The sequence below is a fragment of the Pseudomonas sp. PK-RTE-24 genome (assembly GCF_054052265.1).
Map to the genome: position 1 here is coordinate 4,142,005 of NZ_CM133224.1, position 16,731 is coordinate 4,158,735.

At 55.5% G+C, this 16,731-nt stretch carries 14 protein-coding genes; 8 read left to right on the forward strand and 6 right to left on the reverse strand.

Annotated features, from left to right (window positions below; translation table 11 throughout):
• Positions 1–497 precede the first annotated feature (497 nt).
• Positions 498–1,106: a prepilin-type N-terminal cleavage/methylation domain-containing protein gene (locus ACV8MC_RS18690; RefSeq protein WP_252886324.1), complete on the reverse strand. Its 609-nt coding sequence runs from the start codon at positions 1,104–1,106 to the stop codon at positions 498–500.
• Positions 1,103–1,549 (reverse strand): GspH/FimT family pseudopilin, encoded by a 447-nt coding sequence (locus ACV8MC_RS18695; RefSeq protein WP_122698127.1) that lies wholly within the window; start codon positions 1,547–1,549, stop codon positions 1,103–1,105. Before ACV8MC_RS18695 ends, ACV8MC_RS18690 begins: the two co-directional genes overlap by 4 nt.
• Positions 1,550–1,669: 120 nt before the next feature.
• Here ACV8MC_RS18695 and ACV8MC_RS18700 point away from each other — a divergent pair, with 120 nt between their 5' ends.
• Together ACV8MC_RS18700 and ACV8MC_RS18705 are read left to right on the forward strand one after the other, a co-directional pair.
• Complete coding sequence (locus ACV8MC_RS18700; RefSeq protein ID WP_457262943.1) at positions 1,670–2,101, forward strand: type II secretion system protein N; 432 nt, start codon at positions 1,670–1,672, stop codon at positions 2,099–2,101.
• 350 nt (positions 2,102–2,451) lie between these two features.
• Positions 2,452–4,251: a hypothetical protein gene (locus tag ACV8MC_RS18705; protein ID WP_457262945.1), complete on the forward strand. Its 1,800-nt coding sequence runs from the start codon at positions 2,452–2,454 to the stop codon at positions 4,249–4,251.
• A 122-nt stretch (positions 4,252–4,373) separates the two neighbouring features.
• Here ACV8MC_RS18705 and ACV8MC_RS18710 read toward each other — a convergent pair whose 3' ends face one another.
• The 3 genes from ACV8MC_RS18710 to ACV8MC_RS18720 all read right to left on the reverse strand — a co-directional run bounded on the left by ACV8MC_RS18710 (position 4,374) and on the right by ACV8MC_RS18720 (position 7,444).
• Positions 4,374–4,787 carry a glycyl-tRNA synthetase subunit alpha gene (locus tag ACV8MC_RS18710; protein ID WP_123442311.1) on the reverse strand — a complete coding sequence of 138 codons (414 nt, stop codon included), beginning with the start codon at positions 4,785–4,787 and terminating at the stop codon, positions 4,374–4,376.
• 272 nt (positions 4,788–5,059) lie between these two features.
• Positions 5,060–5,893: a TIR domain-containing protein gene (locus ACV8MC_RS18715; RefSeq protein ID WP_123442312.1), complete on the reverse strand. Its 834-nt coding sequence runs from the start codon at positions 5,891–5,893 to the stop codon at positions 5,060–5,062.
• Between the two features lie 384 nt (positions 5,894–6,277).
• Complete coding sequence (locus tag ACV8MC_RS18720) at positions 6,278–7,444, reverse strand: PIN domain-containing protein (RefSeq protein WP_457262947.1); 1,167 nt, start codon at positions 7,442–7,444, stop codon at positions 6,278–6,280.
• Between the two features lie 717 nt (positions 7,445–8,161).
• Between ACV8MC_RS18720 and ACV8MC_RS18725 the strand changes: the two genes are divergently transcribed.
• Positions 8,162–8,521: a DUF6124 family protein gene (locus ACV8MC_RS18725; protein WP_016774969.1), complete on the forward strand. Its 360-nt coding sequence runs from the start codon at positions 8,162–8,164 to the stop codon at positions 8,519–8,521.
• 488 nt (positions 8,522–9,009) lie between these two features.
• On the opposite strand, the gene gspI is transcribed toward ACV8MC_RS18725, so the two are convergent.
• On the reverse strand, positions 9,010–9,396 hold the full coding sequence (gene gspI / locus ACV8MC_RS18730) for a type II secretion system minor pseudopilin GspI (RefSeq protein WP_457262948.1): 387 nt from the start codon (positions 9,394–9,396) through the stop codon (positions 9,010–9,012).
• A gap of 148 nt (positions 9,397–9,544) precedes the next feature.
• Here gspI and gspG point away from each other — a divergent pair, with 148 nt between their 5' ends.
• The 5 genes from gspG to gspD are packed head-to-tail and all read left to right on the forward strand — an operon-like array spanning position 9,545 to position 15,020.
• A complete protein-coding gene (gspG, locus tag ACV8MC_RS18735; protein ID WP_073471085.1) occupies positions 9,545–10,003 on the forward strand; it encodes a type II secretion system major pseudopilin GspG in 459 nt (152 codons plus the stop codon).
• A gap of 47 nt (positions 10,004–10,050) precedes the next feature.
• Positions 10,051–10,971, forward strand: coding sequence for a type II secretion system minor pseudopilin GspK (gspK, locus tag ACV8MC_RS18740; protein WP_457262950.1), 921 nt, complete (start codon positions 10,051–10,053; stop codon positions 10,969–10,971).
• A complete protein-coding gene (gspL, locus tag ACV8MC_RS18745; RefSeq protein ID WP_457262951.1) occupies positions 10,968–12,089 on the forward strand; it encodes a type II secretion system protein GspL in 1,122 nt (373 codons plus the stop codon). Before gspK ends, gspL begins: the two co-directional genes overlap by 4 nt.
• Entirely contained in the window at positions 12,082–12,630 is a 549-nt protein-coding gene (gspM, locus tag ACV8MC_RS18750) for a type II secretion system protein GspM (RefSeq protein ID WP_457262953.1), read from the forward strand. Before gspL ends, gspM begins: the two co-directional genes overlap by 8 nt.
• The gene (gene gspD / locus ACV8MC_RS18755) at positions 12,627–15,020 is read left to right on the forward strand and encodes a type II secretion system secretin GspD (RefSeq protein ID WP_457262955.1); all 2,394 of its coding nucleotides are present in this window, start codon (positions 12,627–12,629) and stop codon (positions 15,018–15,020) included. Before gspM ends, gspD begins: the two co-directional genes overlap by 4 nt.
• Positions 15,021–16,731: the final 1,711 nt, after the last annotated feature.

Here is a 16,731-nt window from a genome sequence, read left to right on the forward strand (position 1 = left end):
TGCCAGCGATGACGGCCTAACAGCCACCCAATCCCCAACTGCCTACACCCAATCCAACTGTAGGAGCTGCCGAAGGCCGCGATCTTCTGATCTTGCTTTTGCTTTCTGTGGGAGCGAGCCTGCTCGCGAAAGCAGTTTCCCAGCTGACCAATATCTTCCGGTCGCACTCGAACCCTGTGGGAGCTGGCTTGCCAGCGATGACGGCCTAACAGCCAACCAAGCTAAACCTGACTGCCCCCAATTCAATTGTGGGAGCGAGCCTGCTCGCGAAAGCGGTCTACCATCTGACCAATATCTTCCGGTCGCACTCGACCCCTGTGGGAGCTGGCTTGCCAGCGATGACGGCCTAACAGCCAACCAACCTGCAACTGACCGCCCCCAACCCAATTGTGGGAGCGAGCCTGCTCGCGAAAGCGGTCTACCAGCAACAACAATATTGACTGACCCACCGCAATCGCGAGCGGGCTCACTCCTACAAAAAACTGCGGTGACCCCAGCTATTGCAACAACCCAATCACCTGCCGATACCGCTCAACCCCCTGCGCCGTCTGCCGACTCAAACGAATCTCCAACCCCAACGGATCCTCCCGCCGATTCCCGCTCAACTGCCGCCATCCCTTATCCACCTCCCAAACCCGAACCTGCACATCACTCACCTCACTCAACACCGCCACCCCATTCCCAGGCGCCGGCAACGGATAGCGACTGCGCGCCTCAGCCACCGCCCGATACAACGTATCCCCCTTGACCCACCAGCGAACCCGCTGCAACGCCCCCGGCTGATCCGCCGCGCTACGAATAATGTCCAGCCGAAACCCCTTGCTATCACTACTGCGCACCGTCACCGCCGGCGGCGCGGTCGGCGCCTCATCCTCAGCCCCGACCTTGCGCGGCTCGCTCAACTCCACCCCCGCGCGCAGGTCCACATCCCGCTGCAACTGATTCAACACCCGCAACAACCCATCGCTCTGCTCACTGCTCGCCTGCAAATGACTGTCCGCCCGCGTCACGCTGTCCAGCCCGCGCCAGGCAATCAGACTCACCACCGCCATCAGCAGAATCGCGACCATCACCTCAATCAGAGTGAACCCTTGCTGAGTCTTCATTGAATACTGATCCGCCCACTGCCATCGCGCAGCACACTCAGCCGATTGGCCCCATCAGACAAAATCAGCCGCAACGGCGGATTGATCCACTCGGCATTCAGCACCACCGTCTGCCGCGGCTCCACCCGCACCTCCACCTTCGGGCTCTGCCACGCACGCGGGCGCAACTGCGCATCCTCCTTGAACGACTCAAACCCCACGCCATCATCCCCACGCCGGCCAAACCGAAACCCCTTGGCATCCGCCACCCACACAATCGGCCGCCCATCGGTGCGAGCCTCCGCCTGCGCCACCTGCAACAACTGCGCAACCCGCTCGGCATCCTTGCGCAACAACTGCAACGGATCGGGCCTGATACTCAAACTGATCGCCGCACTGGCAATGCCAATAATCACCAGCACCACCATCAACTCGATCAACGTAAAACCCTGCTGCCTGCTCATCACCCGCGCGCTCCTTGGCGTCCCACCCCATCGTGCCCGGCGAACATGTAAGGCATGTGAAATAAAACGGAGAGAATTGCCGCGTAGGCTGGCAACAGGGACAACAAGGAGCGACAACCCATGAAATTCACCACACGGATTACCCCGGCACAAACCGTCCAGGCCCTGGCACTGCTCGCCGCCCTGGTGGGCGTCGCGACATGGTCGTCGCTGCTGCTGACCACGGCGGAATCCCACACACCCGCAGCCGCCCCGCAAGTGCTCGCGGCGAGGAGCGATAGCCCGGCGTTGCAGTGGTTCTCCAATGAGACCGCACCGGTGGATATCAAGGTGAGCGGGGTGATCGCGGGCGGGAGTGGGACGGTGGCGATATTGAGTTTGAACGATGGCGCGCCGAGGAGTTTTTTGGTGGGGGAGAAGGTTGGGGTTGGGGTGAAGTTGGTGGGGGTTGAGGGGGATGGGGTGGTGATTGAGCGGGGTGGGGAGAGGGTGAGGTTGGGGGTGGAGAGGTTGGGGGAGGGGGTGGTTTTGCCTAGGTTGGTGAGGCCTTGAATTGAAAGATCGAGTCAGCCATTTTGCTGCTGCCCCTCTTGGCCTGCCCGTTCAAGCGGCTCGACGAGAGAGTAAGGTGAATAAACAAAGCATTTGATTGCTTTCGGCAAGAGCAATCATGTCACGACGTACCGCTATCCTACAGAAAAGCAATCTACTCATTGATGGGACCTTGAAGGCAGTCCTACATGCGTTTTAGCAGCCATTTTCTTAGTAGAACATCCTTGAAGGGTTGGAGGAACGCGTAGTGGAAAACTTTAATGTGCGCCAAAAAGCAGGCTACATTTGTAATGAGATAGACGTATTTTTCATTTTTCTGTTCGTAGATTACAGGGTAAAGGGGAGAGGGAATGTCGATAAAGACCGGTGAAGCAATAAGTGGGGTTTACAGTGACGCAAATAACTTTCTGATAATTGGCCTGACGGGGCGTACTGGTTCAGGATGCTCTACGGCCGCTAGCAAGCTGGGCGGCACAAGTTTCGAATTTCCTGCGGACGGCTATGAAGGGCTCACGGAGAACGAGTTAAAAAAACATAAAATAATTCATAAGTACTTAAAGGGTAATGACTGGACTTCTTTTTATAAGATCGAGGTGCGATCCTTAATTACATATCACCTATTGCTTTTAGAAAGAGAACCGTTTGTCTCGTACTTAGTAGGGGTCTCGGGTGCAGGCATTAAGCAAGAGTCCGCAACAGCGATTTATGATGACTCAAATAAGGTGCGAGAGGAAATTCTCCGGCTTCATTCGTTTAATGGGAAGGTTGATCCTAGCGAGTTAGAGTCATGGATAGAGCTTTATTTTTCAACCTTGCCGCGTGTTGCTGAGAGTTTAAGGGAAAGCTTAGGTGGGGCTGGTTTTACCAAGCTTTACCAAAACTCTGGTGACAATATTAGATCCTCAGGTCTTGCAAATAGTAATATCTTTGATGCCGGCAAGATATTTAATTTTCCAAAGCATTTAAATTTTTTGATTAAGCTTGTTCGAAAATCCACAATAGCAAAAGGAGTTCCGTGCAGGGTTGTTATAGATGCGATTAGAAATCCGTATGAGGCATTCTTTTTAAAAAGGAGGTATGCAAACTTCTATCTGATATCCGTGAATACGCCTAATTCGAAAAGATTGAGTAGTTTGCATGAATATAGAAAGCTTTCAATAAGGGAGATTTCGGATCTCGATAACAAGGAGTATCCTGGAAAACTTTCCGGGGCGAATAAATTTATCGCGCAAAATATTCAGGCTTGTATCGAGATTGCTGATATTCATATTCACAACTCCAAAACTAGCGAGTTCAATCAAAATGACTTGGTGAGTCAGCTAGCATGGTACCTAGCGCTTATGATGCATCCTGGGTTAGTGATGCCGACGTCAGTTGAAAACTGTATGCAAATAGCTTATACGGTCAAGCAAAGCTCTGGCTGTATTTCGCGACAGGTTGGGGCTGTGGTAACAGATACTGGTTACAGTGTAAAGAGTGTCGGCTGGAACAGCACTCCCCAAGGACAAACTCCATGCCTGTTAAGAAGTGCCGAGGACTTACTGAGCGGAATTAATGGTGCCGATTATAGTGAGTATGAAAAAAACGATAATGTGTTCCGCAAAGCTTTAAGTGATAAGTATTTTGATTTGATAAGAACTGGCGCCACTCAAAAACGAAATATCCCGTTTTGCTTCAAAGCGCTACAAAATGAAATTGAGGGTGAAAAGAATCAAGTTCACACGAGATCACTTCATGCAGAAGAAAATGCTTTTTTGCAAATTGCAAAATTTGGTGGGCAAAAACTTATAGGGGGTGTTTTGTTTACTACCGCTAGCCCCTGTGAACTTTGTGCAAAAAAAGCGTATCAACTGGGTGTCACTAAAATAATATACATCGATCCCTATCCAGGTATTGCTACTGATCATATTCTTTCTGTCGGCGCAAGGAAGCCAATACTTGAACTATTTCGAGGAGCAGTAGGGCGTGCTTTTTATCAACTTTATCAGCCTTTGATGCCTTATAAGGATGAGTTGGAGTTGTTGTGTGATATTCCTTCTTATCATAACCCTGAGAGTCCATCGAAAAGCTTCCTAGTGAATGAGAATGAAAGGTTGCACGCTCAGGTCGATGCTTTAAAAAATGAATTACGCAAATCAAAAGAAAATTAGAAGGTTGGAGCGGATTTGCTCTCTGGAAGCAAATCCAAGACCTTTCGCGTTGGCGTCAATTTATTTGCCGAAAAGTGAACGCCTGTAAATTGATTTGCACATTTTTTATTGTGTTGTCCGTTTTAGAGGCAAAATATTTTTTGAATCCATTCTTCATCCTTTCCAAGTTTGGAGAAAGGGCCATGAATTGAGGCCGCGCAACCTCTTAGCGGAACGTTGCGATCTTTAATGTCTGAAATAATCCAGTCAACATAGATTCTCCATTCGGAAATATCTACGTCTTTAACTTTCCCTATTGCAAGGATTGCCATTTCTGATGATCCTTTCCCTAGTAAGCGTTTGACTGCAATACGATCACCTGTCTTTACGTGCGTAAATCGTTCTTGTTGATTTTTTATGGAGTTTCCTACTCCGGCCTCCTCATTCTCGAATTTATTTGCATCCCAGCAATACCAGTATCCCCGTTGTAAAAATTTAGGTAGGACGTCTTTTGATCCTCCCCATGTAGCACCTACAAGCCAGTAATTTGTCGTCATTTTGTACTCGGATCTAGAGTTTGGGAGGAAATGTGACGTGTCTGGAGATTTTTATACTGAGACTTTTCTATCGGGAACGGAGGCTGACTTGTTGTCTGGTAATATATCAGTCCCCTTGGAGTGCTCTTCTTGTTTGCATAATCTTAAATGTGATGGGCGCGCTTCAGTTCACGCAAGTTAGCGCGTGAGCGTTTTTTTATATACAACTCACTACGAATTGTTTTTACTTTACCGCAGAAGCAATCCGCGAAAGCTAAAAGCTAGCAAATAAATCAGAATGGAATATCTGTGTCGAAATTAACTGTACCTACTTTTTTATTTGCCTTGTGGAGCAGCTCCTCATTTTCAAGAAGATAATCTATCCCGTCGGCAGTTATTGAGAATGCATAATATTCAGAGCCGTTATACTCTTCGTCGATAGCGATGCTCTTATCTAGAAAGCCTACTCTTTCTAGCTTAATCGCCGCTAAACTCAGTATCCCTTGCTCAACACCTTTCAGGTCGTTGAATGTACTCCATACAGATACGCCATTCGGTGAGCTGGCGTAACTTTCAAGAACTTTTGCCAAAAGGCGATGTTCCACGTCACCCAGTTTATAATTGTATCCAGCCTTTCTGCGCGGCTTTTTCTGAATATTTAGATCTTGTGAAAGCAAGCTTAAATTTGCAACTTCCTTCTTGATTAGTACGCACGGGTGATTTACAGCGGCCTCCAAATTTCCATCAGACCTTTCGCCATTGTAATCCGCGGGTGTAAGTCCCAAAAGATCAGTCGGGAAATGCAACTCGGTGTCTCTAGGTTTAACGATGAAGCATCTCTCTTTACCTAGCGTACCGACAAATAGGCCAAGTTCAAAAAGCACATTATCTCGTACGATGTGCTTTTTTTGGTCTCTGATTTCTGCGATATCATCTGGTGTAAAAATAAAAATTGCGAAATCCACGGATTCCGCCATTTTTACCAGAGAGTCAATAGTGTTCTGAGAAAGGTTAAAACCATGCTTCCAAACCGTTACCTCTGCCTGATGATCTAGGTTTACGTTGAACGCATCAGCCACATCCAAGCTCTCTACTGCTGAAGCTATAAATATTCTTGGCTTTCTCATATGACTTCCTTAAAAACTCGACCTAGGCTGACCGCAAATTTTGAGCTAACCAGCAGAAAAAAGCGCAGCTTTTGGGCGTCCAGTGAGCGATTTTTATCCGCATTGTCACACGTTGACCTTGCCAAGAATAAACGCAAGCGCTCCATGAAGTATACATACCGCTAGGTGGGGTCCTGGTTTACGCATGGCCTCCACCCTTGACGCTTCGAGCGACCTGGCTAACCAGATTTTTATCAGGCCTTTTAAGTCGAATCCGGTCGATACAGACTACGCACCTCGGCTAGCAATTCGCCGGCCTAAGTGCAGCGCCGCTTAGCCTAGCCCAGCTCTGAGTTGAACGAGAGGCCGTACGTCTTGCTGGACTTTAGGAATTACGCGGCGCTTCTACGATTGCAAGGGTGGCGGTGGCGGAGGGGCTGGCACAAGTCCCATCAGATCAACAATTTGACTTGCGAGATCAGGCTCAACAGCTGTTAGAAACTCGTTCGCTAGCTTCACATAAAAGTCATAAACATCGTCATCGGAAATTATCCACCCCACTTGAGCGTTTTCTAAGGCCGCATTGAAAAGCTTAGTTGCGTCGGACACATCAAAATATCCAAAATATTGGGAAAGTTTAGAGATGGCCATATGAGTTGTAGAGAAGCTGCCACTTTCTTTTAGGTATTCAATCGCTTCATTTTTCTGATTAATAACAGCTAAATGCTCTGGGCTTTGTAATTGGTCCAGCGCTCTCTGTAGTTCACCAGCCGCTGCCAATCCATGCACCGGAGGCGGAGGTGGAACAGGGATTGGGATTGTTGGCGGCGGTGCGTCAAGTTCCACCGGCGGCGGCTCTGGGAGCTCAGGCTGTTGTACTAGTTTTTTATAATGTGCAATCACAGACTTGATATTTGTATAGATATGGAGAGATCCATCTTCTTTTTTCTTTGACCACTCCTCGGCAAGGTAGCGCTTGGCTTTGACTGTCCTTTTGTCTAGGTTTGCGAGAGGTGATGCATAGTCACCGTCCTTAGAGACGATATGTAGATCTCCCGCTGGCACATGCTTAAGTAAAACCTCCCAATTGTATCTGTCGCCAACGCTTTCTCCTTTGCCCGGAGGATTGCCTCGTTGGGAGCGCTCAATCGCAAGTTTAAAGCTGGCATCATCTTCGCCGTATTTTTGTGATTTACTGAAAATTTCGGTTATTTTTTTGTCGACAGGTAAGTCATTCTGCAGTGCTAAACCTGTGGCGTTCGCTATTAAAGTCTTCTTCGCCGACTCTGCAATTTTTATAGCTTCCTGATAATTTCGCGCGACCTCCGTTCCTCGCATGTGGTTTGGAACCGCATTAGGGAACTTGCTACTCTGGAATTCTGTAACAGCACCATGAAGCTTTGACTCTCGGTTTCGCTCAAATTCATTTTCTACCTGTTTTGGAAGATGCAAAACTATCTTGTTCGGACCGATATTCTCTAATAATTCATCTATGACTCCGTCGTCGTCGTCGGGGTAGGTATAGAAATTCAAGAAAATATTTGTATCTATGAACAAATGCATCACAGGCATAAGCAGTCCCTTCGCTTGGAGTATCAGTCGATAGCTTCGATCATTTCACAGCACTTCCCATCTGACTACGGGGTTTAGGCGTTCTGCAGCATACCAACAACGACCGGGTTGTCTCGCTGAACCTCGTCCCGTAGCGCTGGTGGATCATGTTGCCGTTGTGTCCCTAGTGATCCAGCCGTAACCAATCTTCAATATATATACATAGAATCCACACGGCGTGAGCTTGCAGAAGGGCGTACGGTCGAGACCTGAACGTCCGCTTTTGGCCGAAAGCTATCGTCGTTTTCATCCGTTGAAGGTGGCTCAGAGGGTGGGATACGGGATGGATTTATCCGGTGTGTACGCGACGCAATGGCGCCTATAAACACAAATGTTTAAAAAGACATCTCCAAACACTCTCTCAGGCTACACATCCTTGCGCCTTTGCCTACAGCTACGCCAGAATCCGCCGGCTTGTGTGCCTAGTGGCCGGGTTCTATTGTGGTCGGGTCGCTGACGAATCAGCGATCGGGTTTGGTAGCCCGGTTTAGACTTGGCGCATAGCGTCACCCGATTCAGTCCTTTTTGGGGCTGTGTCTTTATGGTGGCCATGCGCAGGGCGTCTTCGGGCGCGCCGGTTTTCCAAGTCACCGGTCTACCAACCTTCGTATGGCCACCACCCCTTCGTTTGGTAGCGAAAAGATGATGGCTCCTTTTCTATGATTTGGAGATTCACTCATGATCAAACCAACACCCAACCCACCCGAAACCGATCCCACGTCTCCCTACGAATCCCTCGATTCCAACAAACTTCACGAAGCCGCCGACCGCGCGCTCGATCATTACCTGTCACCAAACAATCTCCTGCCTCCGCCGCGCAAGGCGCGTGGGATGTATGCGGTGACGGCGGATACCAAGAATGAAGAACTGCTGGCTGATGCGAGTGAAACGCTTGCTTCGGCGAAGACGATTGCTCAAGACATTTCCAGTTTGTTGCCGGCGCCGCAGCGGCGGGCGTTGTTGGGGGTTGCTCAACTGATCATGCTGGGGGAGCTGGCGGTGAATCGGGTGATGGATAATTTGGAGGTGGCGGGGTGATGTCGTTGGCCTTGTTCCGGCGCTGGGCCTTGGGATTTTAGGTGCGGCAGAAAAGCCCCTCACCCCAGCCCTCTCCCGGAGGGAGAGGGAGCCGACCGAGGTGTTTTGCGTTGTGCATCGACCTGGACGAGCGTGTTGATTATGGATTTTTGATGCTTATGCACCGCAGCAGAAGAGCCCCTCACCCCAGCCCTCTCCCGGAGGGAGAGGGAGCCGACCGAGGTGTCTTGCGTTGTGCATCGACCTGGACGAGCGTGTTGATTATGGATTTTTGATGCTTATGCACCGCAGCAGAAGAGCCCCTCACCCCAGCCCTCTCCCGGAGGGAGAGGGAGCCGACCGAGGTGTTTTGCGTTATACATCGACCTGGAAGACCTTAGCGACTATGGCTTTGCTGGGCTTCAGCGATGCTGGATTCAGAGCGATACGTTCAGGTCGGCGTATCTCTCGAATATCCCCGTATCGGTTCCCTCTCCCTCGGGAGAGGGCTAGGGTGAGGGGCTTCCTGGCCGTGACAACAGGGTCTCCAGTCTGGCCAACGGCGGCGCATCCTGGTTGCGGTCGAATACTTGAATTCCAACCTTGAGCAGTCGTCCATTCTCTGCGCTGGCGATTACCTGTTCACAGCGCAACATAAGCCGTCCTTGATCACATTCAACAGCCTTCACCCCATTCGGCAATCGACCTTCCAGCCGTAGCTCAGCCATCCGGCTCTGCGCGGCAATCAGCGCGATCGATCGATCCCGCAACACCCCATTACTCTGCGTCATCAACCCCGCGACGCGCACGGCGGCGGACATGGCGACGGCGATGATCGCCAGTGCCACCAGCACTTCAATCAGGGTGAATCCTTCCTCTCGCGTTTGCGCGCGCATACATGGCCCAAAACCAAAACCCAGCCCTCGACGCTAACCCCCGTCCTTGACGGCTTGACGACGGAAACACCCGAGGATTTTCAACATCCCTGACATATCTTCTTGCAACACTGCGCGTCGAATTCGGATCAAGCCAGGGAATGTCGAGATGGATATCGCACCTTTTAAAACGCTCAGTCAGTCGCCGCGCATGCCGCGTGGGCAGCAGGGTTTTACCTTGATCGAGATCATGGTGGTGGTGGTGATTCTGGGGATTCTGGCGGCGATGGTGGTGCCCAAGGTGCTCGACCGGCCGGATCAGGCGCGGGCGACGGCGGCGAAGCAGGATATTGGTGGGTTGATGCAGGCGTTGAAGTTGTATCGCCTCGATCACGGCACGTATCCGAGCATGAATCAGGGGCTGAAGGTGTTGGTCGAGCGGCCGGCGGATGCGAAGAACAGCAACTGGCGTTCGTATCTGGAGCGTTTGCCGAATGACCCGTGGGGCCGGCCTTATCAGTACCTCAACCCGGGCGCGAACGGTGAGGTCGATATCTTTTCCCTCGGCGCCGATGGCCAGCCGGACGGCGATGGCGTGAATGCCGATATCGGTTCCTGGCAGTTGTAAGGCCGGCCGTGAACACAGGTTCGCTCAACGGGGCGAAGCAACGGGGCATGGCGATTATCAGCGCGTTGTTGATTGCCGCCGTGGTGGCGGTGATTGCGGCGGGGATGTTAACGCGTCAGAGCGTAGCGACCCGGGCGCTGGGGGCCGATCAGCAGCGGGTGCAGGGGCGTTGGGTGGCGCAGGGTGGTCTGGAGATCAGCCGGCAGTTGCTCTGGGATGCGCGCCTGCGTGATCCGTTGACCCGGCGTGATCAGCCTTGGGCGCAGCCGTTGCTGGCGGCGGGTTTTGCCGGGCGGCTGGAGGACGAGCAGGGCAAGTTCAACCTGCGCAATCTGGTCGCCAATGAGCGAATCGATGAGGCGCAGGTGCAGGCGTTCGAGCGGTTGTGCGAGTTGATCGGTGTGAGCGCCGTTGTCGGCCAGCGCATCCGCCAACGGGTGATTGCCGGTTACCCGCATCTGCTGAATGCGCAGATTGGTGCGACGGGCAAAGCAGGTTTCGACAGTGGCCGCGCGACTTCGCCCGATGCCGATCACAAACCGCCACCGCCGAAGGTGCCGATGCTGCGCACACTCGATGACTTGCGCAGCGTCGAAGGCGTGACCGATGCGCTGATCGGCCAACTGGCGCTGTACGTGACGGTGATTCCGGCGACGACGTGGATCAACGGCAACACCGCCACGGCGCAGGTGCTGGCGGCGTATGTGCCGGGGCTTTCGCTGGAGCGGGCGACGGCGTTGATTGCCGAGCGTGACGCGGGGCGCTGGTTTATCAATCGCGGCGATTTTGTGAACCGCTTGCGCATGCCGCAGTTGGAAGTGAGCAGCGTCAAGGTCGGCATCACCAGTGACTGGTTTCGTTTACGTGGTGAGGCGCGGCGGGATCAGCGCCGGGTCAGCCTTGATGCTTTGTTGCATCGCAGCGAGGATCGGCTGCCGCAGGTGATCTGGTCGCGGGTGGGCGCATGAGCCAGTTGCGCGTCGCGTTGCCACCGCTGGCGGAGCTGGAGTTGCACAGCGAAGTGAGCTGCGCCTGGCAGGATCGTCAGGGGCAGGTCATTCGTGAGGAACGGCTCACTTTGAGTCAGTTGGGGCAACGGCCGAAGCAACCACCGCTGCTGTGTTTTCTGCATCCGGCCGACAGCCTGCTCGCCAGCATTGATCTGCCGCCGCTGCCCGCGAACAAAACGGCGGCCGCTGTGCAGTGTGCGGCGCAGGCGTTGATGCTCGGTGACAGCAGCCAAATGCATATCGGCCACAGCCCTCGTGATGCGAGTGGGCAGGTGCAAATCGCCTGGGTGGCGCGGCAGCACTTGCAGCGTCTGGCTGCGGTGCTCAAGCAGGCAGGTTTGAGTCTGCGCGGCTTGTATCCGGCGCCGTATAGCCTGCCAGTGGCGCCCGGTGTTGTCGCTTGCGTGGCGGACGGTCATTTGCTCCGGCGCGAGAGTTCGAACAGTGCGCAGGTTGAGCCGTTGCTCGGTGACGAAGTTGATGAGGCATCGTTTGAAGCCGGATCAGCACAACGCTGGATCGGCCCCTTGCCAGGTTGGGGTTTGCACGGAGGTCTGCAACAAACCGGCGGCGAGCAACGCGGCTGGGGGCGCGCTGTCGGGTGTGTGGCTTTGGCCGTGGCAGTCTGGGTGATCGGGCTGAATATGTACGCCGCCCGCGAAGCGCGGCAGGGCCAGCAACTCAAGGCGCAGATGAGTCAGCGGGTGAAGCAGGCCTTCCCCGAATTGCCGGTGATTCTCAACCCGCTGCAACAGGCGCGTCAGCAACTCGAGCAGCGGCAAAAAGGCGCGGTCGATGACCCGGCGCAAAATTTCAATCGACTGGTGTTGCAGGCCGGCACCGGCATGCCGTTCATGGCTGGCAGTGTCGAGCGTCTGACCTATCGCGACGGCGTCTTGCAGCTGGCCTTGCTAAGCGATGCAAACCGTGGCGGCAACGACAAGGACTGGCAAAGCACCTTGGCCCAGGCCGGCATCAGCGTCACTGCCGATGACGCAGGCTGGACCTTGCGCCCGAGCGATGAATCCAGCGCCAACACCAACGCAGACGACGACAGCGGAACAGACGATGAGTAGGGCGACGCTGGCGATTTACCGTGGACGCTGGCAGCGCTTCAGCAGTCAGTTGCAGGCGCGTTGGCAGCCGTTGGCGTTGCGTGAAAAACGCATGGTCGGCGGCATGGCGCTGGTGCTTGTCGGTCTGCTGATCTGGCTGACGCTGGTCAAGCCGCCGCTGGCCAGGATCACTTTCTGGCAGAGCGAGACGCCCAAGTTGCGCGCGCAAACCGAGGCGCTGGAAGTGCTGTTGCGCAGCGTCAATGTGCGGCCACAGGGGCAGAGCGTTGACCAGTCGCTGGAGCAAAGTCTGCAAGCGGCGGGGCTCACCGGGCATTACCAATTACAAGCGGCGGAGGGCGGTGCGTGGCAGTTGAATGTCGACGCCGCGCCGGCCGATGCGCTGCTCGACTGGCTGCTCAGCCAGCCATCACAACTTTCTCTGCAGGTGGTCGAGGCGCAGTTGCAACGCGCAAGCGCGGCCTCGACCGATGTCACCGCCGGCACTTTGTCAGGCACCGTTCGCATGGATCAGGCGCAGGGCGCTAAGGAAGCTTCATGAAGGAGTCACGCTGCAAACCGGCACGTCTGGCGCTGCCGTTGTTGCTGATGGCATTGAGCGCGTGCAACAGCACTACGGCGCCGCAGAATCAGCCGCCGCTATTGGTCGACAGCGAACTCGGGCGGCCGCTGGCCAACACCCAGCGCAGCGGCGATGCGGTGGCCGATCGCGAACGGGCGCAGGCTCAGGCGCGGCCGGTGCCAAAGCAATTGCACAACATCAGTCAGCGTGGGCGCAGTGCTGGCGCGGCGCCGAGCAATGCGATCCCGCGCAATCCGTTGGGTGAGCAACCGGTGACGCTGAATTTTGTCGAGGCAGATATTCAGGCGGTGGTGCGGGCGCTGTCGCGGGCCACCGGGCAGCAGTTTCTCGTCGATCCACGGGTCAAGGGCAATCTGACCTTGGTCTCGGAAGGTCAGGTGCCGGCCCGCCAGGCTTACGACATGCTGCTCGCGGCGTTGCGCATGCAAGGCTTCAGCGTGGTCGATGTCGGCGGCGTGGCGCAGGTGGTTCCCGAGGCCGACGCGAAACTGCTCGGCGGGCCGATCTACAGCGCTGACAAACCGGCCGGCAACGGCATGCTCACGCGCACGTTTCGCCTGCAATACGAAAACGCGGTGAATCTGATCCCGGTGCTGCGCCCGATCGTTTCGCCGAACAATCCGATCAACGCCTACCCGGGCAACAACACCGTGGTCATCACCGATTACGCCGAGAACCTCACCCGTGTCGCGCAGTTGATCGAGAGCATCGACACGCCGAGCGCGATCGACACCGATGTGGTGCAGATCCAGAATGGCATCGCCGCCGATATCGCGCCGATGGTGGCCGACTTGCTCGACGCGCCGGGCAATGATCCGACGCAGAAAATCGCCGTGATCGGCGACCCGCGCTCCAACACCATCATCATCCGCGCCGGCAGCCCCGAGCGTACCGAGCTGGCGCGCAACCTGATCTACAAACTCGACAACGCGCAGAGCAATCCGAGCAATCTGCACGTGGTTTATCTGCGCAACGCCCAAGCGGCGAAACTGGCGCAGGCGCTGCGCGGTTTGCTCACCGGCGAAAGTGATAGCGGCAGCAGCGACGCGGCGCGGTCGGTGCTCAGCGCGATGGGCAGCAGCACCGGCGGCAATGCCGGGCAGAACGGCCAGAGCAGCACGCCGAGCACTGGCACTTCAACGACGACTGGCAGCGGCGCAACCGGCGGTAGCTATGCGCAGGGCAGTGGCGGCGGCAGCAGCAGTGGCGGTACGCAGAGCAGCGAACAGAACGTTGCTTTCAGCGCTGGCGGTGTGACGATTCAGGCTGACGCCACCACCAACACACTGCTGATTTCCGCGCCGGAACCGCTGTATCGCAACCTGCGTGAGGTTATCGATCTGCTCGACCAGCGCCGTGCGCAAGTGGTGATCGAGAGCCTGATCGTCGAGGTTGGCGAGGACGATGCTAGCGAATTCGGTGTGCAATGGCAGACCGGCAATCTTGGCGGCAAGGGCGTGATCGGTGGCGCCAATCTGGGTGGCGCGGGTCTCAATACGGGAGCTAAGAACAGCATCGACGTACTGCCGCAGGGTTTGAACCTCGGCTACGTCAACGGCACGGTCGACATCCCCGGCATCGGCAAGATTCTCGACCTGAAAGTGCTGGCGCGGGCGCTGAAGAGCAAGGGCGGTACCAACGTGCTGTCGACGCCGAACCTGCTGACCCTGGACAACGAAGCGGCGAGCATTTTTGTCGGCCAGACCATCCCGTTTGTCAGCGGCAGCTACGTCACCGGCGGCGGGGGCACCAGCAACAACCCGTTCCAGACCGTGACCCGCGAAGAGGTCGGCCTCAAGCTCAACGTGCGCCCGCAGATTTCCGAGGGCGGCACGGTGAAGCTGGATATCTATCAGGAAGTCAGCAGCATCGATGAGCGCGCATCCAACAGCGTGACCGCCGCCGGCATCGTCACCAACAAACGGGCGATCGACACCAGCATTCTGCTCGACGATGGGCAGATCATGGTTCTCGGCGGGTTGCTCCAGGACGGTTACAGCCAGAGCAGTGATGCAGTGCCGTGGCTGGGCAGCCTGCCGGGCATCGGCGCGCTGTTTCGCAACGAACGCCGGGCGATCACCAAGACCAACCTGATGGTGTTCCTGCGCCCGTACATCATCCGCGACAGCGAAGCAGGGCGCAGCATCACCCTCAACCGCTACGACTTCATGCGCCGCGCCCAGGGCGGCTTGCAGCCGGAACGCAGCTGGGCGATGCCCGACATGCAGGCGCCGCAATTGCCGAGCGCTGCGCAAGGCGTGCCGGCGCCGGGGGCGGGGCCGGGGCCGACATCAGGCCCACGCGCCACGATCAAAGCCGTACCTATTGAAGGGAGCACCCGGTTTTGACTGAGATGATGACTGTGGTAAGGGGATTTATCCCCGCTCGGCTGCGCAGCAGTCGTAAAACCGGTATACGGGATTTGCCTGTAGAAACCGGTTCTCAAGGTTTGGGTCTGCTGCGCAGCCCAACGGGGATAAATCCCCTCGCCACAGGGGATCGCATTGCTACAGGGGATCTCATTGCCACGGTACCGATCGAAGGGAGCACCCGGTTTTGACTGGAATGATGACGGTGGCGAGGGGATTTATCCCCGCTCGGCTGCGCAGCAGCCGTAAAACCGGTACACGCGATTTGCCTGGAGAAACTGGTTCTCAAGGTTTGGGGCTGCTTCGCAGCCCAACGGGGATAGATCCCCTCGCCACAGGGGGGCTCATTGCCCCAGAGGATTTCATTGCCCCAGAGGATCCCATTGCCACAAGGGATCCCATTGCCACGGTTTCGATTGAAGGGAGCACCCGGTTTTGACTGAGAGGATGACGGTGGCGAGGGGATTTATCCCCGCTCGGCTGCGCAGCAGTCGTAAAACCGGTACACGCGACTTGCTTGTAGAAACCGGTTCTCAAGTTTTGGGTCTGCTTCGCAGCCCAACGGGGATAAATCCCCTCGCCACAGGGAATCGCATTGCCCCAGAGAATCTAATTGCCACAGAAGATCGCATTGTCACTGAGGATCCCATTGCCACGGTACCGATCGAAGGGAGCACCCGGTTTTGACTGAGATGATGACTGTGGCGAGGGGATTCATCCCCGCTCGGCTGCGCAGCAGTCGTAAACCGGGCACATGCGATTTGCCTGGAGAAACCGGTTCTCAAGTTTTGGGTCTGCTTCGCAGCCCAACGGGGATGAATCCCCTCGCCACAAGGGATCTCATTGCCACAGAGGATCGCATTGTCACTGAGGATTCCATTGCCACGGTACCGATCGAAGGGAGCACCCGGTTTTGACTGGGATGATGACGGTGGCGAGGGGATTTATCCCCGCTCGGCTGCGCAGCAGTCGTAAACCGGGCACATGCGATTTGCCTGGAGAAACCGGTTCTCAGGTTTTGGGTCTGCTTCGCAGCCCAACGGGGATAAATCCCCTCGCCACAGAGGTTCCCATTGCCAGAGGGGATCTCATTGCCACTGAGGATCGCATTGCCTCAGAGGCTCCCATTGCCACGGTACCGATTGAAGAGAGCACCCGGTTTTGACTGAGATGATGACTGTGGCGAGGGGATTCATCCCCGCTCGGCTGCGCAGCAGCCGTAAAACCGGTACACGCGATTTGCCTGGAGAAACTGGTTCTCAAGGTTTGGGGCTGCTTCGCAGCCCAACGGGGATAAATCCCCTCGCCACAGGGGATCGCATTGCCACAAGGGATCTCATTGCCACAAGGGCTCCCATTGCCACGGTACCGATTGAAGGGAGCACCCGGTTTTGACTGAGATGATGACTGTGGCGAGGGGATTTATCCCCGCTCGGCTGCGCAGCAGTCGTAAATCGGGCACACGCGATTTGCCTGGAGAAACCGGTTCTCAAGTTTTGGGTCTGCTTCGCAGCCCAACGGGGATAAATCCCCTCGCCACAGGGGATCGCATTGCCCCAGAGAATCTCATTGCCCCAGAGGATCCCATTGCCACGGTCTCGATTGAAGGGAGCACCCGGTTTTGACTGAGATGATGACTGTGGCGAGGGGATTTATCCCCGCTCGGCTGCGCAGCAGTCGTAAACCGGGC

Bases quoted from the DNA above. Each gene is read 5' to 3' on its own strand.
- gspL (WP_457262951.1), top strand. From the start codon at position 10,968: ATGAGCCAGTTGCGCGTCGCGTTGCCACCGCTGGCGGAGCTGGAGTTG.
- ACV8MC_RS18690 (WP_252886324.1), bottom strand. From the start codon at position 1,106: ATGAAGACTCAGCAAGGGTTCACTCTGATTGAGGTGATGGTCGCGATT.
- gspI (WP_457262948.1), bottom strand. From the start codon at position 9,396: ATGCGCGCGCAAACGCGAGAGGAAGGATTCACCCTGATTGAAGTGCTG.
- ACV8MC_RS18695 (WP_122698127.1), bottom strand. From the start codon at position 1,549: ATGAGCAGGCAGCAGGGTTTTACGTTGATCGAGTTGATGGTGGTGCTG.
- ACV8MC_RS18700 (WP_457262943.1), top strand. From the start codon at position 1,670: ATGAAATTCACCACACGGATTACCCCGGCACAAACCGTCCAGGCCCTG.
- gspK (WP_457262950.1), top strand. From the start codon at position 10,051: ATGGCGATTATCAGCGCGTTGTTGATTGCCGCCGTGGTGGCGGTGATT.
- gspG (WP_073471085.1), top strand. From the start codon at position 9,545: ATGGATATCGCACCTTTTAAAACGCTCAGTCAGTCGCCGCGCATGCCG.
- ACV8MC_RS18725 (WP_016774969.1), top strand. From the start codon at position 8,162: ATGATCAAACCAACACCCAACCCACCCGAAACCGATCCCACGTCTCCC.
- ACV8MC_RS18720 (WP_457262947.1), bottom strand. From the start codon at position 7,444: ATGCCTGTGATGCATTTGTTCATAGATACAAATATTTTCTTGAATTTC.
- gspD (WP_457262955.1), top strand. From the start codon at position 12,627: ATGAAGGAGTCACGCTGCAAACCGGCACGTCTGGCGCTGCCGTTGTTG.
- ACV8MC_RS18705 (WP_457262945.1), top strand. From the start codon at position 2,452: ATGTCGATAAAGACCGGTGAAGCAATAAGTGGGGTTTACAGTGACGCA.
- gspM (WP_457262953.1), top strand. From the start codon at position 12,082: ATGAGTAGGGCGACGCTGGCGATTTACCGTGGACGCTGGCAGCGCTTC.
- ACV8MC_RS18710 (WP_123442311.1), bottom strand. From the start codon at position 4,787: ATGACGACAAATTACTGGCTTGTAGGTGCTACATGGGGAGGATCAAAA.
- ACV8MC_RS18715 (WP_123442312.1), bottom strand. From the start codon at position 5,893: ATGAGAAAGCCAAGAATATTTATAGCTTCAGCAGTAGAGAGCTTGGAT.